This is a genomic window from Geomonas limicola, from assembly GCF_014193675.1.
In the GTDB taxonomy this organism is placed as follows: domain Bacteria; phylum Desulfobacterota; class Desulfuromonadia; order Geobacterales; family Geobacteraceae; genus Geomonas; species Geomonas limicola.
On the sequence record NZ_BLXZ01000003.1, the window covers coordinates 319,959 to 342,888 of the forward strand.

Sequence of the window (22,930 nt, forward strand, 5' to 3'; positions counted from 1 at the left end):
CGGGAAGCCAGGAGGTCCACCGAAGAGCCCTCGCCCCCCGGGAGAGGGCGGCCGAAGGCCAGGTGAGGGGGTTGCCACGGAGTTAAGACGTTGCGAATGGCGGAGGTCTCCGGAGCTGCCGGCCCCCTCCCCCCCCTCTCCCAAAGGGAGAGGGGAGCACTGGGCTCCCAGTCCCAGTCCCAGTCCCAGTCCCAGTCCCAGTCCCCAGTCCCCAGCCTCTAGCCTCTCCCCCCTGCCTCCCCCGGCAGCCTGTCCATAAGCCTCAGCAGGCCGTCCAGGATCGTGGCGGGGTGCGGGGGGCAGCCGGGGATGTAGAGATCCACCGGAAGCATCCCCTGCACGCCGTCGTGGGCGTCGGGGGAGCCGATGAAGGGGCCGCCGTTGATGGCGCAGGCGCCGCAGGCGACCACGATCTTGGGTGCGGGGATCGCCTCGTAGGTGAGCAGGAGCGCCTCGCGCATGTTTTCGGTAACCGGGCCGGTGACCCAGAGGCCGTCGGCATGGCGCGGGCTGGCCACGAACTGGATCCCGAAGCGCCCGATGTCCCAGCCGATGGTGGAAAGCACGTTGGTGTCGGCCTCGCAGCCGTTGCACCCCCCGGCGACCACCGAGCGGAACTTGAGCGAGCGCCCGAACAGCTTCAGCATCTTCGCTTCGAGGGCTTGGGCCAGGCGATACTCCTCCCCTTCCCTCGCCACCAGATCCTCGCGCCGATTGGCAGCCAGCCGGTAGTCGGTGCCGTAGGAGATACCGCCGCTCGGGCAGGCCTTCTGGCACTCGGTGCAAAAGAGGCACTTGCCGAGGTCCACCGATAGTTGCGGCGTGCAGCTGATGGCCCCGGTGGGGCAGACCTCCCGACAGAGCTGGCAATCGGCGGCGCAAGCGGAGTGTTCCAGTTGGGGAAAGCCGCGGAAGCGCTCGGGAATCGCCATCGGTTCCTGCGGATAACGCATGGTGCGATGCCCCTGCTTCATGCGGGCGAGAATGGCCTTGATCATGACTACTCCTTACACAACACCGTTCACCACAAAGGACATCGAGGGGCACAGAGGAAAAGGCAAAAAAACCGATCTTGTTTTTTCCTTGTGTTCCTCTGTGTGCCTCTGTGGTTGATGCTTTGCTTTCACCAATGGCGAAAGCACATTTTACAGATCGAACCCGCAGTACGACAGGTTGAAGCTCTTGTTGTTGAGCGGGAAGTCGGAGATCTGCCCGCCGCGCAGCGCCATGGCAAGCCCCGGCCAGTTGTGGAACGACGGGTCGCAGATCTTGTAGCGCTCGAAACGCCCGCGCCCGTCGGTCAAAGCCACGTGGCAGATCTCGCCGCGCCACCCCTCGGTAAGTGCCACCGCCAACCGGTCTGCCCCGAGATTCCCCACCGGGTTGGCAAGACCACCGCCCGGCAGCTGGCGCAGCTGCTCCTCGACGAAATCGATGGACCTCTGGATCTCCAGCCAGCGCACCAGGGTGCGCGCATAGACGTCGCCCGCGCGTGCCGTGACCACCGGGATCTGGGTCATGCTGTAGATCCCGTAGGGGTGATCGCGGCGGATGTCCCGGTTCAGTCCGCTCGCCCTTGCCGCAGGCCCCACCAGTCCCAGTTCCCGCGCGGTCTCCTTGGAGACCACCCCGGTCCCCTCCAGGCGCGCCAGCACCGACGGGGTTTCCCAAAGGAGATCCACGGCGTTACTGAGCTCGTCACGCGCCACCATAAGCCGGCGGCGCAGCTTCTCGACGAGAACCGCGTCGAGGTCGAAGTTGACGCCCCCCGGCGTCACCAGCCCACGCCCGAAGCGGCTGCCGCAGATCTCTGCGGTGAGGTTGAGGAAATCGCCGCGGATGCGCCCGCAGTAGGAGGCGGTGGGGAGATAGCCAACGTCGCCGGCGATGGCTCCCAGGTCTCCGGTGTGGTTCGCCAGGCGCTCCAGCTCGGCGCCGATGCCGCGCAGGTCGTGGGCGCGCGCCGGGACGCGGGTGCCGGCGAGCGCCTCCAGGCACATCGCGTAGGCGAGCCCGTGCCCGACCGTCGTGTCCCCCGCCACGGTCTCCATCTGGCGTAAGGTGACCGGGTAGGGGCCGCCCAGCACCAGTTTCTCGACGCCACGGTGCTGGTAGCCCAGGGAGATCTCCAGGTGCATGACCTCCTCGCCCAGGCACTGGAAGCGGAAGTGCCCCGGTTCGATGATGCCGGCATGCACGGGTCCTACCGCCACCTCGTGTACCTCGCTCCCCTCGACCCGATAGAAGTCCATGATCCCGATCTTCCCCGGCCCCGTGGGACAGAAACCCGGGAGTGTCGCCAGGGGCGGCGCGAAACGGACCGGTTTCATCCAGGGATGCCCCTCGAAGAGGACGCCGTACTGCTCGGCCATCTCGCGCTCGTAAAGGTGCAACTGCGGCGCGTAGGGGACGAGCGAGGTGAAGGCGCCGTCGCTCAGCCTGGTGTGCAGGACGCCGAGCGTGGCCTCGGCCTTCAGGGAGAGCACGCAGTAAAGGGCAAGCCCGTCTCTCTCGGGGAGCGCGAAGTAGGAGACGACGCGCCAGCCGTGATCCAGGGAGGAGAGGATCTCCTCCAGGAAGTGGTCATCGTGCAGTACCGGGATCTCGCTTCTTTCCAGCGCAGCGCCGTTTTGCAAACGTGTCAGCCTGTTCATCTGCCACCCTCCAGAAGGCCCGCCGCCTGGTGCAAGAGCTCCTGCAGCGATTCCGGCAGCCACAACCCCAGCATGAGGACCAGCGCCATGAGAACCAGCGGCGGCCAGACCGTCGGGGCGGTGTCGCGGTAGGGGGTCCGCTCCAGGTCATCGGGGACCTTGCCCAACACCACCGGGATCACCGTCGAGGCCATGCCGATGAAGATCATCGCCAGAAAGAGCAGGAAGAGCGCTCCGGTCCAGTAGTTCTGCTGCACGAAGGCGGAGCTTACGATGGTGAACTCGCTCACGAAGGGGCCAAAGGGTGGCGATCCGGTAATCGCCAGGAAGGCCGCCAGGAAGAGCGCGCCGGACCAGGGGGTGCGCCTCAGGGCGCCGCGCACGAACTGGGTGCTCTTCGAGTTGTAGGCCCGGTGGATGTTGCCGCAGGAAAGAAAGAGCACCCCCTTGGTGAAGGCGTTGTTCAGCATGTGCAAAAGCGCCCCGAAGAGCGCCCCCTTCCCAAGCCCCAACGCCACGGCGATGATCCCCACGTGCTCGACGCTCGAGTAGGCGAGCATCCTCTTGAAGTCGCTCTGCCGTGCCATGAAGACTGCCGCGAAGGCCATGGAAACCAGCCCCATGCCGAGCAGCACCTCCTGGAAGAGCACCGCCTCGGTGGAGGCGACGGCGACCTGGTAGACCCGCAAGAGCGCCAGCAGGGCGCAGTTCACCAGCCCGCCGGCCAGGAGCGCCCCGACCAGCCCCGGGGCCTCGCCATAGGCATCCGGCTTCCAGGTATGGAGCGGCGCGAGCCCCATCTTGGAGCCGAAGCCAACCAACAGGAAGATGAAGGCGGCGTGGCGCCAGCCGGCATGGAGGTCCGCCGCGGTGTCGATGAGCGTTCCTAAAAGGAGCGTCACCTCCTGCTTGGCCACGATGGTGGAGTAGGCGAGGAAGAAGAGGCCCAGGAGCGCGATGGCGATCCCCACCGAGCAGATGAGGAGGTACTTCCAGGTCGCCTCGATGGAGCGGGCGTTGCGGTTGAAGTAGATGAGCGGCGCCATGGTGATGGTGGTCATCTCCAGGGCGATCCACAAAAGGCCCAGGTGCTGGGAGACCGCCACCAGGGTCATCGCGGAGAGACAGACCAAAAGCGAGACGCAGAGCACCCGGTTGGGGCGCTTGCGCCTGAGCTTCAGGTAGCCCACCGCGTAGTTCGCGCAGATGAAGAAGAGGACGCTGTTGCAGATGAGGCTCAACTTTCCCAGCGGATCGAGGAAGATCCAGCGGTCCGGCGACGGGGGGGGCGTCTGGAGCAGGAGCGTCACGGTGAGGGCCAGGTGCAGGACGGCGATCACCGGAAGCACCAGGGGACGCCGGCGGTTGTCCGGGATGAGCCAGGCGACCAGGGCGCCCGCAAGCGGCAGGAGCACGAAGATCCAGATCAGGTACATCTCATTCCTCCCGCAGCGTACTCAGGCGCGAGGTGTCCAGTGAGGAGAACTCGCGGCTTATGTGGTTGATGACGATCCCCATGACGAAGACCCCAACCAGCAGGTCCAGGAGCGCCCCCGCCTCGACCATGACCGGCATCGCCTCCGCAAGCAAGAGCCCGAAGATGAAGATGCCGTTTTCCATGACCAGGTAGCCGATCACCTGGCTGATCGCCTTGCGCCGCCCCATGAGCACCAAAAAGCCGCACATGAGCGTTGCCAGCGAGGCGGGGACGAAGAGGAGCCCTTCGTGCTCGGGGGCCAGGGGGAGCCGCGCCGCGAAGATGAAGGCGAGCGCGGTGAAGAGTGCCCCCAATACCAGCGACGGGATGTAGCCGATGAAAGGCTCGAACTCGCGCTGGATGTCGGCCTTGTGGATGGCGCGCACGATGAGGATCGGGATCGCCGCCCCCTTCACCAGGATGATGCCGGCGACGATGGCCACCAGGTGCCAGGAGAAGGGGTGCACCAGCGCGGGGAGTACGCCGAGCACCACCCCCTGCAGCGCCACGGCACGCACCGAGAAGGCGAGCCGGCTGGTGCCGAGCACGGCGAAATTGAGCAAGAGGCAGAGGACCAGGAGTTGATCGGCCAGGGCAGTCATCGGGTCACCTCACCACCAGAACCAGGGAAAAGGCGGTCAGGATCAACGCCGCCACCAAAAGCTGCGGCACCCTGATGAGCCTCAGGCGCGCCATTACCGACTCGACCACCCCCACCGCGATGCTCAAGGCAAGCATCCCGACCACAAAGACCAGCCAGTCGGCGAGGCTCGAGCCGGTGCTGAAGGGGAGCGCCACGTTCACGAAGAGCGCCCCCAGGAGGAAGAGCTTTAAGGCGGCGCCGTAGAGGATGCAGCCGAAATAGGGACCGGAGTGGTCCAGGACCATCACCTCGTGGATCATGGTGAGCTCGAGGTGGGTGTTCGGGTCGTCAAAGGGGATGCGGCTGTTCTCGGCCAACAGCACGACGAAGAGCCCGGTCAGCATGAGGATGAGCGCCGCACCGGTGCCGAGCCAGACCGAGAGGTCCAGGTGGTTCAGCATCGGGGTGAGCGACAGGGTGCCGGAAAGCCGGGTCAGGGTGATCAGGGCGAAGAACAGGGTCGGCTCGGCGAGGCAGGCGAAGCTCACTTCGCGGGCGGCCCCCATCCCCTCGAAGCTCGAGCCGGTATCCAGGGCGGCGATGGTGGTGAAGAAGCGTCCCAGGGCGAAGAGGTAGGCGAAGAGCACCAGGTCGCCGTCGAAGGAGATCGGGGCGGCATGCCTGCCGAGCGGGATCAGGAGTCCCGCGCAGAGCGTGGCGGCCAGGGTCACCGCGGGTCCCGCGCGGAAGATCCAGCTGGTGGTGTCGCTTAAAACCACCCCCTTCCTGAAGAGCCGGGCCAGGTCGTAGTAGGGCTGCAGGAACGGGGCCCCTACCCTTCCGGCGAAGGCGGCCTTGGTCTTGCCGATCACCCCGAGCAACAAGGGGGGCAAGCCGAGCGCAAGCGCGATATGTACCAGGATGTCGATCATCTCGTTCTCCGAAGTCAACGAAGTCCTATTCAGATACTACTGCTGTAAGCGAGCCGGACCTCGGCCCCTCAGCCTCAGTCCCTAGCCCCTGCCTCCCTCACCTCACCCAGAGCATCAGCACCAGCAAGGTGACAAAGATGTAGATGATGTACAGGTGCACCTCGCCGTGCTGCACCCTTCTTAAGTACCGGAAGGCAATCCCCACCAGCCCCAGCACCGGGAGGATGATCCGCTCGAGCAGGGTCTCCTCGGGAAGGTACCCGGCCCGCGCCGCACCGGGCAGCAGACCTACAGGGGCCGGGGCGTTAACCCGGGTACGCACCAGGCCTGAGCTGAAGCTCCCGAACAGGAGGCCGAACGAGCTTCCGGTGTACTCCATGCGTGAGGTGGGCGCCAGGTAGCCACACCCCCAGGTCGGGCCGCTTGCCGTTCCCGAGGTGACCTGACGCCGACGCAACAGCCAGAAAAGCCCCAGCGCCAGGGCCAGCACGGCGCTTCCGGCACCGGCAAACCAGAGGAGGTTGAAAGGGAGCCCGGCAAAGCCCGCGGCCTGCGGCACGACCGTGGACAGGACCGGCTGTACCAGGGCGAGGAACAGGCCCGGACAGAGTCCGCCCACCAGGCAGAGCCCTCCCAGGACCGCCATGGGAACCAGCATGAAAGCCGGAGCCTCATGCCCGTGAGCCGCCGCTTCGCTACGCGGCGCACCGAGGTAGGTGATACCGAAGAGCTTTACAAAGGAGACGGCAGCGATCCCGCCGACGAGCGCGAGGGCCGGCACGCCAAGGGCCAGGTAGGGCTGCGGGGCGCGGGCCTCACCGAGGAAACCGAGGTAGAGCAGGAACTCGCTGGCAAAACCGTTGAAGGGGGGGAGACCGCAGATGGCGACAGCCCCCAAAAGGGAGAGGAGCGCGGTTACCGGCAGGCGCTTTCCCAAGCCCCCCATGAGGTCCAGTTCGCGGGTTCCGGTAGCGTGCAGCACGCTTCCGGCACAGAAAAAGAGCAGCGGCTTGAAGAGGCTGTGGTTCAACAGGTGGAACAGGGCGCCGGCAAGCCCCAGGTAGGCAAGCCGCGGGTTCCCCGTGGTCTGGCCGATCAGGGCCATGCCGATCCCCGCAGCGACCAGACCCAGGTTCTCGATGCTCGAATAAGCCAAGAGCCGCTTCAGGTCCTTCTGGACCGCAGCAATGGCGATGCCGAGGAGCGCCGAGACCAGCCCCAGCGCCAGGATGAGCGCTCCCCACCAAAGCGGCCGCTCGCCGAAGAAGGAGAGCACCCGCAAAAGGCCGTAGATCCCCATCTTGAGCATCACCCCGGAAAGCAGTGCCGAGACGTGGCTCGGCGCGTTGGCATGTGCAGCGGGGAGCCAGATGTGCAGCGGCATGAGACCCGCCTTCGAGCCGAAGCCGATAAGGGCGGCAAGAAAGACCACGGTGGCCGCGGTGCCGGTCAGGGCGAGCGACCCGGTCTCGGGAAACAGGAAGCTTCCGGTCGTCACCCTCAGTTCGGAAAAGAGCACGAAGAGACCGGCCACCCCGACATGGCTCGCCACCAGGTACACGGTGGCCGCGCCGCGCACCTCGGCGGATTCGTGTTCGGGCAACAGCAGGAAAAATCCCGAAAGGGCCATTACCTCCCAGGCCATGAGCAGCAGCGGTCCGCTGTGCGCCAGCACCACCAGCGCCATCGAGGCGCTCAAAAGACCGTAGAAGAAGGTGAGTGCCGGACCGGTCGAGGGGTGTTTAAGGTGGGGCCAGTAACCGAGGGCGTACAGGGAGCCGAGCGGGAAGACCAGGAAGATCGGGATCAGGAACAACAGGGAGAGCGGGTCGAAGGATAGTTCGGTAGGGCCGAAGGGGAGACCCCAGTTGAGGAGATAGCGGGAGGTTGTGCCGGCAAAGAGCAGTGAGATCAGGGCCGGGAGAGCCAGGGCCGAGGCGGCGACAGCGCAGAGGCTCGCCAGCTTCTGTCCCGATTCCCCCGGCCGCAAGAGCAAACCGGGGACTCCGGAGAGTGCGGCCAGGAACACCGCGCCCAGTACCGCGAGGGATGGGTCGTGCAGCAACATGTCAAACATCAAGTGGCCTTTCTTTTCGAGCAGTTCCCGCCCTGCGGGACGGGAACTGTTAGTAATAACACAATCTGCAGCCAATGAAAATAAGCAAAGCCTGCAGGAAATTCCCTACACGAGCGCGCCGGCCCGGGTCAGCGCGTAGTGAGCACGTACAGCACGACCAGCGTCAGGAAGGTGTAGACGATGTACAGGTTCAGCTTGCCGTGCTGCAGGTGGCGCACCAGGGCGCTCTTCTCGTAGAGGTACTCCAGAAGCGGCAGGAAGACGCGTTCCAGCGCGGTCTCCGGGAGGTGGCTGCGATACGCCGCCGGTCCCGGAAAACTTCCGGTCGGCTCGACCTTGTGCACCTCGGGGCGCAGCACAGTGCTGAACCATCCCACCAGGAGCGACCCGAAAGAACTGGCGCTGTACTGCATGCGCGGCGTGGGCTGCAGGTAGCCGCACCCCCAGGTGCGCGAGACGGTGGTGGGGATCCTGGCGCTGCGCCGGCGCAACCAGAGGGCGACCGCCGCGCAGAGCACCACGAGCAGCATGGCAACGAGGCTGATCCGGACAAAGGGGAGCAGCGAAACGAGCGCCTGCGGCTCGCCTCCCCCGCGGTACGAGATAAGGACATTTTCCAGCGGCCGGGCCACGCACAAGGGGAGCACCCCGATCAGCACGCAGACCAGCGCCAAGAGCGCCTGGGACGCCAGCATGCTGCCGGGAGGCTCGCCAGCGCAGAGGTGCTCGGGACTCCTCGGCTCCCCCAGGAACACCACCCCGTACACCTTGACGAAACAGGCGACCGCCAGCCCGCCGATCAGGGCGAGTACCGGCACGGCCAGCACCGGGAGCGCGCCCAAAAGACCGGGGGAGCTCTGGAGCGAGGCAAAGCCGGCGAGGTAGATCATGAGCTCGCTCACGAAGCCGTTCAACGGCGGAAGCCCGCAGATCGCGAGGGCTCCGGTCAGGAAAAACAGCCCGGTCAGCGGGAGGCGCCGCCCTGCCCCGCCCAGGACCTCGATCTCCCGGGTACCCGCAGCCTGGATCACGGCGCCGGCCCCCAAGAAAAGCAGGGCCTTGAAGGTCGCGTGGTTCAGCACGTGCAGAAGCGCGCCGGCAAGCCCCAGGGTCACCAGGACCGGAGCCGAAAGGCTCTGCCCCAGGAGCGCGCACCCCAGGCCGATCATGATGATCCCGATGTTCTCGATGCTGTGGTAGGCGAGCAGCCGCTTCAAGTCGTGCTGCCCGATCGCGAAGGCAACCCCGACCACGCCCGATACGGCGCCGAGGACGAGGACGGTGCAGCCCCACCAGGGAGGCGGCGCCACGAAGCAGGAGAAGATGCGCACCATGCCGTAGATGCCCATCTTGAGCACCACCCCAGAGAGGACGGCCGAGATGTGGCTCGGGGCGTTGGCGTGGGCCGAGGGGAGCCAGACGTGCAACGGCATGACCCCGGCCTTGAGTCCGAAGCCGATCAGGGCGCAGATGAAGATGGCCATCGCCAGCCCACCCTGCGCCGGCAGGGTTCCCGGCGCCGGGAAGAGGTAGCTGCCGGTCAGCGAGGCGATCAGCGAGACCATGGCGAAAAGGACCAGGACACCCAGGTGGGCTGTGACCAGGTACAGGATGCCGGCGTCGCGCACCTCCGGCTTCTCGTCCTCGGTGCAGAGGGCAAACCAGGCGGCAAGTGCCATGATTTCCCAGACCACCAAAAAGAGCACCAGGTGGCGCACCAGCAACAGCGTGGTGAGCGAGGCGGCCAGAAGCCCCAGGAAGAAGGTGACCCGGGGGGCGCTGTCCGGGTTCTGTGCCGCGGGCCAGTAGCCCAGCGCGAACAGGGCGCTCGCCCCGGTGACCAGGAAGACCGGGAGCAAAAACCAGGCGGAGAGTGCATCGATACCGAGGCTGCCGGGGCCGAAGGGGAGTCCGGAGACAAGGGCGAAGCTGAGCGGGACCGGCGCGGTGAGGGCCCAGAGCGCCCCGGCGCTTCCGGCGCAGGAGCCGGCGAGCATCAGGAACGCCGACAGGCGCTGTGCGGAGTTGGAACCACGGGAGAAGAGCAGCGGCAGCCCAGAGGCTCCCTGGCAGGCGACGGCAAGGCAAAACAGCACGAAGCAGTTGATCGCCAGGCCGCCCGTCGCCATGTCAGCTCCGGATCCCGCGTTCGAAGCGTCGCGCCGCTTCCAGGACCCCGTCGGGGTCGCACTGGTTCAGTACCGTCTCGTGGAACTGCGGATCGTGCAGTGCGTAGGCAAGCCGGGAGAGCAGGTGCAGATGCACCTTCACGGTGGGACTGGTGAGCAGGAACAGGATGTGTACCGGCTGGCCGTCCAGTGCCGCGAAATCGATCGGGTTGGCAAGGTAGCAGAGGGTGATGGTCGGGGCGGGACGGTTCTGTAAGAGGATCGGGTTACGCACGTGCGGGATGGCAATCCCCCCGCCGATCGCCGTGGTTCCCAGCGCTTCCCGAGCCAGGAGTACCTGGAGCAGGAAATCCGGGTCCATCTGGGGAGGCAGCTTCAGGAGGTTCACCACGCTGCGCAACACGCTCAGCTTGTCGTCTCCGGGGACCCCGCAGTGGATGCCGCCGGCCTCGAGCGCTTCGCTCAGCGTCGGATAGTGCAGGTCGTGCTCGGCCGCCTCGAAGAGCTCGGGCGGCATGGTGATGCCGTGCTCGGTGGCCCACTCCAACAGGTCGATGCGGTTGATCCGGTAGCTCCCGCGCACCAGGGTGGCAGCGAGATTCTCCTTCTTGATCCACTTAAGGACGGTGTTTTCGTCTATTTTGAGAAGTGCAGCCACTTCCGAGGCTTTCAGCAGCATCTTACAGGCTCCTGTTAGTGGGCTACCATTTGTATAACATCGTTAGAACAAAGAAACAAGCGCCTCCTCAGATAACCGGAAACTTTCTGTATCTTCCATGACCTATTCGTTTTAGTCCAGCCAGCACCCGGTGGCAGCAACCTTGCAGCGCCCACTGTTGCGGCACAAAAAAGGCGCCCCCGGTACCAGGGGCGCCGTACCTGCCGGTAGGCGGGAGAGGCTAGCCGACATGCGAGCGTCGCGGCGGCAGGTAACGCTCCCTGGGCAACTGGTGGGCGATCAGGCTGCGCAGCCTGAGCTTGGTGTCCTGGTCCAGGTGTACAAAGCGGACGCAGGCCATTCCGTAGCCCAGGTGCACCAGGCGCGTCGAAAAACGCAACGAGGTGTTGTTGCCGTCACGGTACAGGGCCAGCGAGCAGCGCTCTCCGGGGGACATGGCGGGCTCGAATCCCTCCAGGGAAACCAGGGCTCCGGCAAGGGAGATATTTTCCAGCCGGGCACGGTAGAGCTCCTCCCGATATACCAGCAGTCCCTCTGCGTCCATCGCGACGCGGGGGAATCTTCTTTTTTCCAGCACGGGTCGAGGCATGGTGAACTCCCGTCAGCTTTCCCGGCGCCAGGCAACCTGCACGAGCTCCAATGAAAGCCGACTATCCAAGGTTTTCCCATTGAAATCGGCAGCGCGCACCGGAACTTTAGGGAAAATACCGACAGGGGGAGGGTGACCAGGTAAAAGAAGCAGGTAGCGCGACCACACGTTTGGCGAGAGCACGAAAAAAGCCCCCGGAGAGATCCTCCGGGGGCTTTGCTGGTTCAGCTTGTATCTTTGCTACTTCTTGTGAGCCTCACCGCCCGGGACGTCCTGGCCGCCGGCCGAGTGGCAGTCCGAGCAGTTGGTCTTCATGATCTCGTCGCCGATGTCAACCGGGTGCACGAAGTCTCTGGGCATGGTCTTGACCCCCTCGGGGATGTTCTCCTGCTTCTGGCTCAACACGGTGTGGCACAGGTTGCAGTCCTTGGAGATGATGCGCCCTTCGGCGTTCTTGTGCTTGCCGTCGTGGCAGCGGAAGCAACCCGGGGTGTAGAAGTGGCCGATGTTGTTCGGATAGGTGTTCCAGGAGACCTTCATCTGCGGGAAGAAGTTCCTGCCGTAGATGTCCTGGATCTCGGTGACCGCCTTGGCGATCTCCTTGGCCTTGGCCTGCGCCACCTGCGGGTAGTTCTTCTGGTAGTACGCCGGGATCTCCTTGGCGATGGTGGCCTTGGCCTCCTCGGTCGTCTTGTACGGTCTGGTCAGCACCTCGACCGCCACCTTCTTCATGTAGGGGAGCGACTGGTCGATGTGACCGGAGACGAAGTTCTCGTCCATCTCGACGCCCGGGGCGCGGTAGATGTGGGTCGGACGGTTGTGGCAGTCGGTGCAGTCCATTTCACGCTTGACGGCCTTGTCGATCTCGGCCTTGGTGAGCGGCTTCTCGGTGTCCATGAACTCGGTGATCTTGCCGTCTTTCCCCTCGACGCGGATGTAGGGGATGTTCATGCGCTTCTTGTCGGTGGAGATATAGGTAACCTTCTGGCCGATGTGCCAGTGGATGCCCTTGGAGTGGGCACTCTTCGGGGTGCCGCCGATGTTGATCAGCATGTTGATCTCGCGCGGCGAGTTCTGCTCGTTGGGCGCGTAGTGGTAGAACACCTTCTGGCGGCCGGCGTAGAACTTCTCGGGCCAGTGGCAGTGCTCGCAGGTGTCGCGCGCCGGGCGCAGGTTGTCGATCGGGGTCTCGATGGTCTCCGGGTAGGTGTGGAAGGCGACCGCGTAGAGCTGGCGCATACCGGAGATCTTCGCCTTGACGTACCAGGCGGCACCGGGGCCCACGTGGCACTCGACGCACTTCACTTTCGCGTGCGGAGAGTTGGCCCAGGCGGTGTGCTCCGGAGACATGACCACGTGGCAGAGCTCACCGCAGAAGGTCGTGGACTCGGTGAACTCGAACCCTTTGAGCGAGGCGACCGAGACGAGCAGCACGAACCCGATGCTGGCAATCACGAAAAAGACGAACAGGTGTCGTTTGTGCGGGTCGTTGAAGTCGACCCGGGGGAACGGGGGAATGTTCTGCTCTGCCTCTTTCCGCTTCCTCTGGCGCACCAGATACGCCCCCAGCGGGACCAGCAACAGACCCACGATGAGCATCCCGGGGAACAGGAAGTAGGTCATCAGACCGAGGTAGGGTTTCTCCACTCCAGTGATCCCCTCATAGGACAGAAAGCCTATGATGAGACCTGCTGCTGTTACTGCCAGGACCATGCCCGCAAGGCTGATCATGTTCCAGGCGTAGCCAGCGTACTTTCTCAGTGCCATGTCTTCTCCTTCAAAACGTGTGTATGATGCTAAAAAAATCGCAGTAATTTACTATTTGTAAACACTTTTGTCAAAGGAAAGAACGTTAAAATTTCTTTCCACCTGATAAAACAGAAATTGCCGGAAAATTAGTGCAATACCTTCAGTTTGCTGTTGTAAAAAACGACCATTGTGCTATTTTTAAACCGCCGTTATATTAAAGTAGCTGGCATGACCTGCCGATAGCAGAAAAAACGCCTGAAGGCGAGGAGGCTGACTATGAAGAGTCATGTTTGGCGACCGCTCTACGTGGTACTGGCGGTCATCGCGACGGTGCTGGTGGTGCGTAAGGTCCTGGTTCCGCCGGACTTCGGCATCGGCAGTCGCGGCTACATGTACGGCTGGCACCGCCCCAGTAACGAGGCGGAGTGGCAAAAGGTCACGGTTAAATACCGGACCTCGGAGTACTGCAAGACCTGCCACGCCGATAAGTACCAGGAAATAAAAACCTCCCCCCACGCCAGCATCAGCTGCGAGAACTGTCACGGCCCCGGCCTCAGGCATCCCGACGACCCCAGGGCGCTCAACATCGACCGTTCACGCGAACTCTGCGCCCGCTGCCACTTCCGGCTGGAGTACCCCACCAGCGGACGGGGCAAGATTCGCGGCATCGATCCCAAGACCCACAACCCCGGCCTCGACTGCGTCACCTGCCACTGGCCCCACGACCCGCGCAAGCAGGGGCATACCCCTGCCAAGACGGCCGCGACACCGCCATCTCAAAACACCGTCTCAAAAACGAGCAACCCGTGCGAGAGGAGGGGCCATGATATCGCGTAGAGACTTCTGCAAAAAATCACTCCTGGTAGCGGGGGGGCTCACTATCCCCCTCTCGGCGCTGGAGCTCTTCAATCCCGCGCGGCTCGAGGCCGAGAAAACCGACGGCAAGAAGCTGCGCTGGGTATTTCTGGTGGACACCCACAAGTGCGTCGGCTGCGGCTTCTGCGTCAAGGCCTGCAAGACCGAGAACGAGGTCCCCTACGACGCCAACGTGACCCGCACCTGGATCGAGCGCTACGTGATCACCAAGGACGGCAAGACGCACATCGACTCCCCCAAGGGGGGGCGCGACGGCTTCGAGGACTCCCGGATCGACGTGGGCGAGGGGACGTTCGAAGAGATCAAGAACGAGGAGATCAACAAGGCGTTCTTCGTTCCCAAACTGTGCAACCAGTGCGACAACCCCCCCTGCGTCCAGGTCTGCCCGGTGGGTGCCACCTACCAGACCAAGGACGGCGTGGTGCTGGTGGATCGCAGCTGGTGCATCGGCTGCGGCTACTGCGTCATGGGGTGCCCCTACGGGGTGCGCTTCTTCCACCCGGTGCACCACGTGGCCGAGAAGTGCAACTTCTGCTACCACCGGATCTCCCAGGGGATGCAGACCGCCTGCGTGGACGCCTGCCCCTTCGGAGCGCGCCGCATCGGCAACATCCGTGATCCCAACGACCCGGTCACCAAGGTGATCATGACCGAGCGGGTAAACGTCCTCAAAGAGGAGTACGGCACCACGCCGCAGGTCTTCTATCTGGGACTCACCAAGGAGGTGAAATAGCCATGGTGCACGGAGAAGCCTGGACCCTCAAGGAGTTTTTCACCTACCCCAACGAGTACATCTACTGGACCATCCAGATCGTCATGTACCCCTTCATGACCGGCCTGGTGGCGGGAGCCTTCGTGCTCTCCTCGCTCTACCACGTCTTCGGCGTCACGCAGCTCAAAGGGATCGCCCGCTTCTCGCTGGTGTTCTCCTTCGCGCTCCTGCCGGTCGCCATGCTCCCCTTGATGCTGCACCTGCAGCAGCCGCAGCGCGGCATCGAGGTGATGATGACGCCGCACTTCACCAGCGCCATCGCGGCCTTCGGCATCGTCTTCTCCACCTACGGGATGATCGTCGCCTCGGAGCTTTGGTTCGTGTACCGCAAGCATTTCGTGGAAAACGCGCTCAAGCTGCGCGAGATCGACGACCGTAACCTCTCCGAGCACCTGTGGCACCTGCTCTACACGGTGCTCTCCCTGGGGACCACCGACATAAGCCACGAGGCGCTGGAGGCCGACGAGCGGGCGGTGAAAAAGCTCGCGGCGGCGGGGATCCCGGTTGCCTGCTTCCTGCACGGCTACGCCGGTTTCATCTTCGGCTCGGTGAAGGCGAACGCCCTCTGGATGACGCCGCTTATGCCGGTGATCTTCATCTGTTCGGCGGTCGTTTCGGGGATCGCCCTGTGCATCCTGACCTACATCATCACCATGGAGATCAGGAAGTTCCTGGCCCAGCGCCGGCACCGCGAGCATCCGGAGCTCCCGAGTCCGGACGAGCTCAAAAGCGCCGAGCTGCACGTGGTGACCATGACCACCAAGTACCTGGTGATGTTCCTGGTGGCGGCGATCACCCTCGAGCTTTTGGACCTGATCTTCCGGGGCTACACGGCGATGAAGTCCTGGGACATCTTGCGGAGCGTCATCTACGAGCGCGACTTCGTGAACATCTTCGTGATCCAGTACGGCCTGGGGAACCTGCTCCCCTTCATCATCTTCCTCACCCCCGGCCTCACCATCCGGCGCGCCCTGGCAGGGACTTCGCTCGTGCTCCTCGGGGTCTTCATGATGCGCTGGAACGTGGTCATCGGCGGCCAGGCCTTCTCATCCTCCCTCTCCGGGTTCATGCACTACGTGCTCCCCGTCTGGCCCGACAGCATGGAGACCTACAAGGAGGGGCTCATGGGGGCCCTGACTGTCGCGATAGTGCCGTTTTGCCTCTTCTACCTCCTCAACAAGGTGATGCCCGTTTTCAAAGACACCCACTAACACTTCCCGAAATACTCCGACCGCACCGTTGACCATCACCGAGCGGAAGAGGCAGACTGCCTCTTCCGCCTCGCACGCCATCCGGAGGGCGTACTTCCGGAACTGGAGGTGAGTCTTGGCCAGGGACCCTGAGCAGGCTGCGCGGATCGAACAGTTGGGCAGCGAGCTGAGCGCGCTGAGCGCGCGGGTGGCACAGCTTGAGCTGCTTCTATCAGCTTCAGGACAGGGTGTGCCGACGCCAGCTGCGGCAGCGGAGCCTGCACCGGCCTGGCGCAGCTACCCCGACCAGGCGGACGAGGACGTTTCGGAGGAGATCCTGGACTGGGCCGGCAAGGCACACCTGCTGACCCGGGTCTCCACCCTCTGTTTTTTGCTGGTGCTGGCGCTCGTCTTGCGTACCCTCACCGACAACCGGATGATCGACACGCTTCTGGGCTCGGTGCTCGGCATGGGTTACGCGGCGGCGCTCATGGCCATCGGGGCCTGGCGCTACCACGTGAAGAGCCCGCTTGCGCCGATCTTCGCGGCGTCGGGGGCGATCCTCATGAGCACCATCGTGGTGGAGACCCACAGCCGCTTCGCCTCGCTCCCCCTGGTCCCCGCCTACCTCACGCTCATCGCCACCGGCGGGGCGATGGCCTGGGTAAGCTACCGCTACCAGCGCTTCCTTCCCATCTCGCTGGGCACCCTCGGGATGTGCCTGGCCGGAGCTGCCATCGACTACCCGCACCCCTTCTTCCCCTACCTCTCGCTGGTCCTCTTTGCCGCCAACATCCTGGGCTACTTCGCGGCGCAGCTTAAAAGCTGCTCCTGGCTGCGCTGGATCGTGCTGGCGGTGACCCTGGCCATGCTGCAGCTCTGGACGGTGCGCCTCGGCATGCTCCAGGTGAACCACCAGACCGTGCCGGCTGACCTCGCGGCGGGCTGGATCCTCCCGACCCTGGCGGCCTTCGCCCTGCTCTTCCTGCTGCTCGCCTTGACGGGGATCCTGCTTCCCGGCCCCGGGCGGGTCTCCCGCTTCAACCTCGCCCTCCCCACCCTGAACACGGTCTGGCTCTTCGCCGCGGCAGGCTACCTGGTGCACTCCTCCGGCGGCAACACCCGGGTCTTGGGGCAGGTCGGCACGGTGCTGGCCCTCGGTCTACTGGGCCTCAGCGTCTGGCTTGCCGGCAGGCGCGAGAAGGGGGCACCCGGCAGTAGCGCCTTCGCCCTGGCCGGAGCGGCCCTGGCGGCCCTTGCCCTCCCCTTCGCCTTCGGAAAATTCACGCTTTCCCTGCCGGCCCTCTCGGTGATCGCCTTCTCCCTGGCCTTCATGTCCCGGGAGTGGCAAAACGGTGGCATCCGTGCCTGCGCGTACCTGATCCAGATCTACGCCTCGCTGGCGCTGGCCATCTACCTACAGCTGCATGGAGACGCCGCCGGCGACGTGGTCAACACTGTTCCGGCCGGGTTGATCGCACTCATCGCGCTATACCAGTACCAGTGGTGCCGGCAGTGGCCTCCGCCCTCCTCGTCAGTCTTTGAACGTTTCGATGCCGGGGATCTCAGCGCCGTCTCCCTGCTGCTCTGCGCACTCGCCAGTGCCTTTTTCATGGCCAAGGCCGGTATCTTCCAGCTGATCGCCATGGCGGTGCCCGCAGCAGAATTTTCCAATACCTTTGGCTGCAGCCAGTCGATCATCATCAACGGCTCGGCTGCCCTGCTGATGGGCTTCGCCTATCTCAAGCGCAACAAGGAGCTGCGCAACGTGGCGGTGCTGGTGACCCTGATCGGCGCCGTGAAGGTGTTTGTCTATGACCTTTTCGGAGCCCACGGCGTGCCGCTGGTAGCAAGCGTCTTCACCTTTGGCCTTGCCGCGGCCCTCGAGTCGGTGGCGCTGGGGCGCTGGCAGAAGCACCGGGAAACCCCTGCCGCACTACCCTCCGACAGCGCCGCGCGCCCGGCCGCCTGAAGCGGTAAAAGGAGTTCGGCACAAAGAGCACACACGTCCCCCCTCCCTTGACGGGAGGAGGCCGGGGGGGTGGGTGAAGCTGCCAGCTCCACCTCAGTGGCACCGTGCCCCTCAACCTGCCCCTCTCCCGCCAGGGGAGAGGGACTCACCACCTCTGCCGAAGCACAAAAAAAGGCCCCCGCCGCTAAGGCTGGGGGCCTTTTTTCTTATGTGTTCCTTGGGTGTCGTACCTACCGAGCCGCACCCGCAGACCGCGCCTCGCGGGAGTTACGAGCTGTACCCGAACTCCTTGAGCATCCGGCTGTTCTCGCTCCACTCGCCGCTTACCCGCACGAAGAGCTCCAGAAACACCTTGGTGTCCAAAAGCCGCTCGATCTCCTGGCGCGACTGCATCCCGATGCGTTTGAGCATGTCTCCGCGTTTACCGATGATGATCCCCTTCTGCGAGTCGCGCTCCACGTTCACCGTCGCCTGGATCGCCACCAGGCCGTCCGGCCGCTCCTTAAAGCTGTCCACCACCACGGCAACCGAATAGGGTACCTCGTCCCGGGTCATCCGGAAGATCTTCTCGCGGATGATCTCGGCGACGATGAAGCGCTCGGGGAGATCGGTCAGGATGTCGTCGGGGAAGTAGCAGGGCCCCTCCGGGAGCAGGCCGTGCACTAGTTGCACCACCTGCTCGACACCGTCGCCGGTCTGCGCGGAGATGGGGATGATCTCCTTGAAGGGGTAGACGTCGCCGTAGGCCAGGAGGCGCTCCAACAGGTCCGACTTGGGGAACAGGTCGATCTTGTTCAAAACCAGGATGACCGGGGCGTCGACACCCGCGAGGACCTCCTTGATCATCCCGGTTTCCTTGGTCGGATCGGCCGCGCCGTCCACCAGGTAGAGGATGACGTCGACCCCCTGTACCGCCGACAACGCTTCCTCGACCATGAACTTGTTGAGCCGGGACTTGGCGCGGTGGATGCCAGGGGTGTCGATGAAGACGATCTGGCCGCCGGGGACGTTGTGGATCCCCTGGATGCGGTTCCTGGTGGTCTGCGGTTTATCCGAGGTGATGACGATTTTCTCGCCCAGGATCTTGTTCAACATGGTCGACTTGCCGACGTTGGGGCGGCCGACGATCGCTACGAAACCTGAGCGGAATGCTGCTTCTGACATGGGTATTCTCCTGAAATCTTCTACTTGCTTGCTAGGTCTCACCATACGGGAAAAGCACGGCGAAGAAAAGTCCTCTTTATACGCCGCGCCCGACATGGCAATGCCCGACGTTCACGAAGGCCGGCGCCGCAGGGGTCTCCCCACCCGGCTCCCAATCGGCGAGGCTCCCGAGGCGCACCCCCTTGGGCCCGTCCAGGGCGATCACCTCTCGGTCCAGGGCTGCGTCTTCGGTCACCTTGAGGATCCGAACCGCGAAGAGTTCGGTCAGCCGCTCCAGGTTGCGTCGCCTTTGTCCCACCAGGTCCGAGATCCGTCCGGGAGTGCATCGGAAACTCACCTCGCTCCCCGGCGCGGTTTCTTCCAGCAAGCTGGCCATGAGGTCGCAGCAGAGCTCTGACTCGACCAATTGACCGAAGGCGGGGTGAAACGGGCCGGCGAGGATCGTGCCGGGGGTTTCCAGTTCTTCCGTGGGCTGCAGGCCGAGGCGAACCACCGGAACACCCGCCCGCCGCGCCAGTTTAAGCAGTTCCTTGCACCAGGCCACCGCCTCATCCAGGGGAAGCGGCCGGTAACTCCCCCGCCGATAGAGTTCGGCAAGCTCGGTCCCTTCGACCACCAACGTCGGGTAGATTCTCAAGAAGGAGGGTGCAAACTGCAGCACCCGCTTCAGGGAGGTAAGCGAGTTCTCCAGGGTGTCGCCGGGAAGACCCGGCATGAGCTGTACGCCGACCCGGAAACCGCGTCCCTTGAGGGTCGCCAGTGCCTGCTCGCTGTCTTGGGAGGCATGCCCGCGCCCCGACAGCTGGAGCACCTCGTCGTTCATCGACTGAACTCCAAGTTCCACGGTGCCAACGCCCATGCGCTCTAACAAGGATACTGCAGCGTGATCGACAGCGTCTGGCCTGGTGGAAATCCGGAGCGAGGAAACCGTGCCGGCAGCGAGATACGGCTGCAGCGTACCGAGGAGTTGGACTTGCTGTTCCTGTGCAAGCGCGGTGAAGCTGCCACCGTAAAAGGCGACCTCGAGTTGGCGGCCGGGTGCGCTGGCTCGAAAGGCCTCGATCTTTTCCTGGATGGCCTGGGTGTCGGGGAGAGCTGCGCGGCTGCCGGAGATCTTTTCCTGGTCGCAGAAGACACAGCGGTGCGGGCAGCCCAGGTGGGAAATGAAGAACGGTACGACAACCGGCCTCAAGGAGTCCCCTCGAGACGTTGCCAGGCGACCTTCGCTGCGGCCTGTTCCGCTTCCTTTTTGCTGCGTCCCTCACCCTCGCCCATCAGCTGGTCGCCCAGGAAGAGCTCGACGGTGAAGCGCCGGTCGTGGTCGGGGCCACTCACCAGCTTCAGCTGGTAGCGCGGCAGGACGCCGCGCTCCAGGCGGGCGCGCTCCTGCAGTGCCGTCTTGAAATCGCGTCCGGCAAGGCCGTCGCCACCCAGTAGCAGCTCGCCGAACTGCTGGCGCACCACCTGCCGCACCGCCTCGATGCCGCCGTCCAGGTACACCGCGGCCAGAAGCGCCTCGTAGGCATCGGCCAAGAGCGAGCGTTTCTCGCGTCCCCCGCCCTTCTCCTCGCCGCGCCCCAGGCGCAGTGCCGCCCCCAAGTCGAGGGTGACGGCCAGGCGGGCCAAGCTCACCTCTTCCACCAGCGAGGCCCGGATCCGGGTGAGTTCCCCCTCGCGGCTGCCGGGAAACTGCACCAGGAGCATCTCGGAGAGCAGGAAATCGAGCACCGCGTCGCCGAAGAACTCCAGGCGCTGGTTATCCCTGCCGCCCCCCGCCTCGTTGACGTAGGTCCGGTGGGTCAAGGCCTCTTCCAGGAGTTCCTGGTTCGCGAAGCTGTAGCCGAGTGCGCTCTCGACCCGCTGCAGTCTCTCGTTGTCGCTTTCCATGGCGGCATCATCCTCTTTTCAAAGTTGCCACACTATAGCCAAAGCGTCCCGGCATGGCAATAGGCACCGGTTTTATTCAGTCGTATGCCGGACCTATACACTGTCTTGACGTCCAGAAACCGAGCTACTTCAAGCATTTGGCGGCGGCCGAGACAGTGAGCCCGGCCACAGTGACAGTCCCCATGTATTGCTGCACCATACTGAAGAGTTTCCCCATCGTGGACAGTAACGGGATCGTCCTGCCAACCTGCCTGAATTGCTACCCTTTTTCACCAGCAGGAAGGCCCGCGACCACTGGCATGCATCCTGCTAATCCATGGATGAACGACTGCAATGGCGCTGCGAAGGAGGAAGTCATGAAAAACGCGTTTACCACCATCCTGACACTGGCAGCCCTGGCCACCACGGCACTTACCGTCAACGGCGGCGCCCTGTGGGCCGAGCGGGGTATCCTCCCCGCAGCCGCCCTGGTAGCCTTGGCGGCAGTCCTCGCGGGTCAGACCATACCGGCCCTCCTGTTGCTCCTGGGTGCGGGAGACAAAGAGATCAATCGCCCCAACGCTGCGGCGAGGTAATCCGGCAACCGCCACCAGCCACCTCGGACGTCGTCGATGCAACTACGAAAAAGCTCCCGCGCCTGCAGGCGGCCTGGAGCTTTTACCTGCACGCGCTGCAGGTCCTTAACGCCAACGGCGCGAGGCAGCAGGAACCGGTAAGAGGCCGAGACCTTGGGAAGGCCAGGGCGTGGCACGTGACCGGATTGCTGAACCGAAGGCCGCTACTCTCAAGAACTTCCCTTTGCTCTATCAAGAAGCCCCCTCCCAAGAAGCAGTGCCTGTTGTGCAACACTTTAACCAAGTTCACTGTGTCCAATACCGGTATCCGAAACATCACCAACTGTGTTTTTTTGCATTGCCGCTGATGACATCTGTCAGTGCCACCCATTGCATTGACAATCGCATATAATTACTTTAAATTAATTCACCAACACAAACTTTTATAAGTACGGTACACCTGCCTCAGAGGAGAGATCAGTCATGCGGTTTCGCTCGTCCAGTAGCACCCTGCCTGATTCCTATCGGGCCGGCTTTGAGATCGGGGGGGCGTTCACTCCTGATCCTCCAGAAGTCCTCCTGGTCTTTTCCTCCATCGCAACTGACGTCGACTTCGCTGACTTCTTCACCGGTCTCTACGACGCGCTGGGGACCCGGGACCTGATCGTGTTCGGGGCAACCGGGGACGGAATCTACGAAACGTCCCTGGTCGCGCACCACGGGGTCTGCGCCCTCGGGATCTGGTCCGATGCGGCGCTCTCCTGGAGCGTGGCGCTCGAGCCCGAAGTCGGCTCCGACTCGCGGGGCAGCGCCCGCCGCTGTGCCGCTGCGGCCCTGGCCCGGTTGCCCGGCGAGCCTTCCTGGTGTTTCGTGGTGGCAGACGGCGTCACGGCCGACGGGACCGAACTGGTTAACGGCCTCAGGGAGTTGCTCCGGATACCGTTTGTAGGCGGCTTGGCGGGGGACGACCGCAAGTTTGAGCACAGCTTAATCCTGGTGAACGGCGAGGTACGGCAGGACTGCGTGGCCCTGCTGCTGGCCAGCGGCCCGCTCCCGTTCCACGCCTGTACCGTGAGCGGATTCGCCCCGCTGGGGGTCCCAGGGGTGGTGCAGCAGTCCCAGGGACAGATGGTGCAGCGCATCAGCGGCAGGACCCCGCTTGCCTTCATCAAGGACCAGATCGGCAAGCCGCTGGCCGACGTGGACTACGGCATCATCGCCCTCGCCGTCAATTCCGGCGATGCCGAGGGGCACTTTTACTGCCGGACCTCGTGTCGCTTCAATACCCTTACCGAGTCGCTCACCCTGTTCGGCAGCATTCCGGAAGGGGCGACGGTAACGGTCAGCACGGCCGACAGTAAACAGCTGCTCTCTGCGGCCTCCTCCTGTCTTAAGATCACGGCCACCGCCGGGTTCACCCCGCGCGCCGCCCTGGTGATCAGTTGTGCAGGGCGCAAATGGCAGCTCAAGAGCACCGGCGAGGAAGAGGTTCGGCTGATCCGGGAGGTGCTCGGTCCAGAGGTGCCGCTCATCGGGTTCCCCTCCTTTGGAGAGATCGGTCCCTTTTTCCTGGAGTCCAACACCAGCTATTCGGGCCCCTTCTTTCACAACGCATCCCTCGTCATCTGTCTTTTGGGAGGCTGACC

General features: G+C 64.0%; 19 protein-coding genes. 6 read left to right on the forward strand and 13 right to left on the reverse strand.

The window, feature by feature from the left end; genetic code table 11:
* Window positions 1–218: 218 nt before the first annotated feature.
* The 10 genes from H7688_RS08610 to H7688_RS08655 all read right to left on the reverse strand — a co-directional run bounded on the left by H7688_RS08610 (window position 219) and on the right by H7688_RS08655 (window position 12,887).
* Complete coding sequence (locus tag H7688_RS08610) at window positions 219–998, reverse strand: NADH-quinone oxidoreductase subunit B family protein (protein ID WP_183360663.1); 780 nt, start codon at window positions 996–998, stop codon at window positions 219–221.
* 147 nt (window positions 999–1,145) lie between these two features.
* Window positions 1,146–2,654 (reverse strand): hydrogenase large subunit, encoded by a 1,509-nt coding sequence (locus H7688_RS08615; protein WP_183360664.1) that lies wholly within the window; start codon window positions 2,652–2,654, stop codon window positions 1,146–1,148.
* Window positions 2,651–4,084 (reverse strand): proton-conducting transporter transmembrane domain-containing protein, encoded by a 1,434-nt coding sequence (locus tag H7688_RS08620; protein WP_183361027.1) that lies wholly within the window; start codon window positions 4,082–4,084, stop codon window positions 2,651–2,653. Before H7688_RS08620 ends, H7688_RS08615 begins: the two co-directional genes overlap by 4 nt.
* Window positions 4,085–4,091: 7 nt before the next feature.
* Entirely contained in the window at window positions 4,092–4,733 is a 642-nt protein-coding gene (locus tag H7688_RS08625) for a hydrogenase (RefSeq protein WP_183360665.1), read from the reverse strand.
* A 4-nt stretch (window positions 4,734–4,737) separates the two neighbouring features.
* Complete coding sequence (locus H7688_RS08630) at window positions 4,738–5,646, reverse strand: respiratory chain complex I subunit 1 family protein (RefSeq protein ID WP_183360667.1); 909 nt, start codon at window positions 5,644–5,646, stop codon at window positions 4,738–4,740.
* Window positions 5,647–5,743: 97 nt separating this feature from the next.
* Window positions 5,744–7,723 (reverse strand): proton-conducting transporter transmembrane domain-containing protein, encoded by a 1,980-nt coding sequence (locus H7688_RS08635; protein ID WP_246329754.1) that lies wholly within the window; start codon window positions 7,721–7,723, stop codon window positions 5,744–5,746.
* Between the two features lie 128 nt (window positions 7,724–7,851).
* Window positions 7,852–9,852, reverse strand: coding sequence for a proton-conducting transporter transmembrane domain-containing protein (locus tag H7688_RS08640; protein WP_183360669.1), 2,001 nt, complete (start codon window positions 9,850–9,852; stop codon window positions 7,852–7,854).
* A 1-nt stretch (window position 9,853) separates the two neighbouring features.
* Window positions 9,854–10,531, reverse strand: coding sequence for a PTS sugar transporter subunit IIA (locus H7688_RS08645; RefSeq protein ID WP_183360671.1), 678 nt, complete (start codon window positions 10,529–10,531; stop codon window positions 9,854–9,856).
* A gap of 220 nt (window positions 10,532–10,751) precedes the next feature.
* On the reverse strand, window positions 10,752–11,120 hold the full coding sequence (locus tag H7688_RS08650; RefSeq protein ID WP_281379430.1) for a PilZ domain-containing protein: 369 nt from the start codon (window positions 11,118–11,120) through the stop codon (window positions 10,752–10,754).
* Window positions 11,121–11,360: 240 nt separating this feature from the next.
* A complete protein-coding gene (locus tag H7688_RS08655; RefSeq protein ID WP_183360674.1) occupies window positions 11,361–12,887 on the reverse strand; it encodes a NapC/NirT family cytochrome c in 1,527 nt (508 codons plus the stop codon).
* Window positions 12,888–13,145: 258 nt separating this feature from the next.
* On the opposite strand from H7688_RS08655, the gene H7688_RS08660 reads away from it, so the two are divergent.
* From H7688_RS08660 to H7688_RS08675, 4 genes are all read left to right on the forward strand, one after another.
* Window positions 13,146–13,706: a cytochrome c3 family protein gene (locus H7688_RS08660; RefSeq protein ID WP_183360675.1), complete on the forward strand. Its 561-nt coding sequence runs from the start codon at window positions 13,146–13,148 to the stop codon at window positions 13,704–13,706.
* On the forward strand, window positions 13,693–14,478 hold the full coding sequence (locus tag H7688_RS08665) for a 4Fe-4S dicluster domain-containing protein (protein ID WP_183360676.1): 786 nt from the start codon (window positions 13,693–13,695) through the stop codon (window positions 14,476–14,478). Before H7688_RS08660 ends, H7688_RS08665 begins: the two co-directional genes overlap by 14 nt.
* Window positions 14,479–14,480: 2 nt before the next feature.
* Window positions 14,481–15,728, forward strand: a complete 1,248-nt coding sequence (gene nrfD / locus H7688_RS08670; protein ID WP_183360677.1) for an NrfD/PsrC family molybdoenzyme membrane anchor subunit — start codon at window positions 14,481–14,483, stop codon at window positions 15,726–15,728.
* A 115-nt stretch (window positions 15,729–15,843) separates the two neighbouring features.
* Window positions 15,844–17,679: a hypothetical protein gene (locus H7688_RS08675; protein WP_183360678.1), complete on the forward strand. Its 1,836-nt coding sequence runs from the start codon at window positions 15,844–15,846 to the stop codon at window positions 17,677–17,679.
* A gap of 267 nt (window positions 17,680–17,946) precedes the next feature.
* On the opposite strand, the gene era is transcribed toward H7688_RS08675, so the two are convergent.
* The 3 genes from era to rnc all read right to left on the reverse strand — a co-directional run bounded on the left by era (window position 17,947) and on the right by rnc (window position 20,730).
* Window positions 17,947–18,843, reverse strand: coding sequence for a GTPase Era (gene era / locus H7688_RS08680; protein ID WP_183360679.1), 897 nt, complete (start codon window positions 18,841–18,843; stop codon window positions 17,947–17,949).
* Window positions 18,844–18,919: 76 nt separating this feature from the next.
* The gene (locus tag H7688_RS08685) at window positions 18,920–20,035 is read right to left on the reverse strand and encodes an elongator complex protein 3 (protein WP_183360680.1); all 1,116 of its coding nucleotides are present in this window, start codon (window positions 20,033–20,035) and stop codon (window positions 18,920–18,922) included.
* Window positions 20,032–20,730 (reverse strand): ribonuclease III, encoded by a 699-nt coding sequence (rnc, locus tag H7688_RS08690; protein WP_183360681.1) that lies wholly within the window; start codon window positions 20,728–20,730, stop codon window positions 20,032–20,034. Before rnc ends, H7688_RS08685 begins: the two co-directional genes overlap by 4 nt.
* Before the next feature lie 356 nt (window positions 20,731–21,086).
* Here rnc and H7688_RS08695 point away from each other — a divergent pair, with 356 nt between their 5' ends.
* Together H7688_RS08695 and H7688_RS08700 are read left to right on the forward strand one after the other, a co-directional pair.
* Window positions 21,087–21,305 (forward strand): hypothetical protein, encoded by a 219-nt coding sequence (locus H7688_RS08695; protein ID WP_183360682.1) that lies wholly within the window; start codon window positions 21,087–21,089, stop codon window positions 21,303–21,305.
* Between the two features lie 462 nt (window positions 21,306–21,767).
* Window positions 21,768–22,928 (forward strand): FIST signal transduction protein, encoded by a 1,161-nt coding sequence (locus H7688_RS08700; RefSeq protein ID WP_183360683.1) that lies wholly within the window; start codon window positions 21,768–21,770, stop codon window positions 22,926–22,928.
* Window positions 22,929–22,930: the final 2 nt, after the last annotated feature.

What these genes read in the sequence shown, in the direction of transcription:
- H7688_RS08610 (WP_183360663.1), bottom strand. Translation starts at nt 998, where the DNA reads ATGATCAAGGCCATTCTCGCCCGCATGAAGCAGGGGCATCGCACCATG.
- H7688_RS08615 (WP_183360664.1), bottom strand. Translation starts at nt 2,654, where the DNA reads ATGAACAGGCTGACACGTTTGCAAAACGGCGCTGCGCTGGAAAGAAGC.
- H7688_RS08625 (WP_183360665.1), bottom strand. Translation starts at nt 4,733, where the DNA reads ATGACTGCCCTGGCCGATCAACTCCTGGTCCTCTGCCTCTTGCTCAAT.
- H7688_RS08630 (WP_183360667.1), bottom strand. Translation starts at nt 5,646, where the DNA reads ATGATCGACATCCTGGTACATATCGCGCTTGCGCTCGGCTTGCCCCCC.
- H7688_RS08635 (WP_246329754.1), bottom strand. Translation starts at nt 7,723, where the DNA reads ATGTTTGACATGTTGCTGCACGACCCATCCCTCGCGGTACTGGGCGCG.
- H7688_RS08640 (WP_183360669.1), bottom strand. Translation starts at nt 9,852, where the DNA reads ATGGCGACGGGCGGCCTGGCGATCAACTGCTTCGTGCTGTTTTGCCTT.
- H7688_RS08645 (WP_183360671.1), bottom strand. Translation starts at nt 10,531, where the DNA reads ATGCTGCTGAAAGCCTCGGAAGTGGCTGCACTTCTCAAAATAGACGAA.
- H7688_RS08650 (WP_281379430.1), bottom strand. Translation starts at nt 11,120, where the DNA reads ATGCCTCGACCCGTGCTGGAAAAAAGAAGATTCCCCCGCGTCGCGATG.
- H7688_RS08655 (WP_183360674.1), bottom strand. Translation starts at nt 12,887, where the DNA reads ATGGCACTGAGAAAGTACGCTGGCTACGCCTGGAACATGATCAGCCTT.
- H7688_RS08660 (WP_183360675.1), top strand. Translation starts at nt 13,146, where the DNA reads ATGAAGAGTCATGTTTGGCGACCGCTCTACGTGGTACTGGCGGTCATC.
- H7688_RS08665 (WP_183360676.1), top strand. Translation starts at nt 13,693, where the DNA reads ATGATATCGCGTAGAGACTTCTGCAAAAAATCACTCCTGGTAGCGGGG.
- nrfD (WP_183360677.1), top strand. Translation starts at nt 14,481, where the DNA reads ATGGTGCACGGAGAAGCCTGGACCCTCAAGGAGTTTTTCACCTACCCC.
- era (WP_183360679.1), bottom strand. Translation starts at nt 18,843, where the DNA reads ATGTCAGAAGCAGCATTCCGCTCAGGTTTCGTAGCGATCGTCGGCCGC.
- rnc (WP_183360681.1), bottom strand. Translation starts at nt 20,730, where the DNA reads ATGGAAAGCGACAACGAGAGACTGCAGCGGGTCGAGAGCGCACTCGGC.
- H7688_RS08695 (WP_183360682.1), top strand. Translation starts at nt 21,087, where the DNA reads ATGAAAAACGCGTTTACCACCATCCTGACACTGGCAGCCCTGGCCACC.
- H7688_RS08700 (WP_183360683.1), top strand. Translation starts at nt 21,768, where the DNA reads ATGCGGTTTCGCTCGTCCAGTAGCACCCTGCCTGATTCCTATCGGGCC.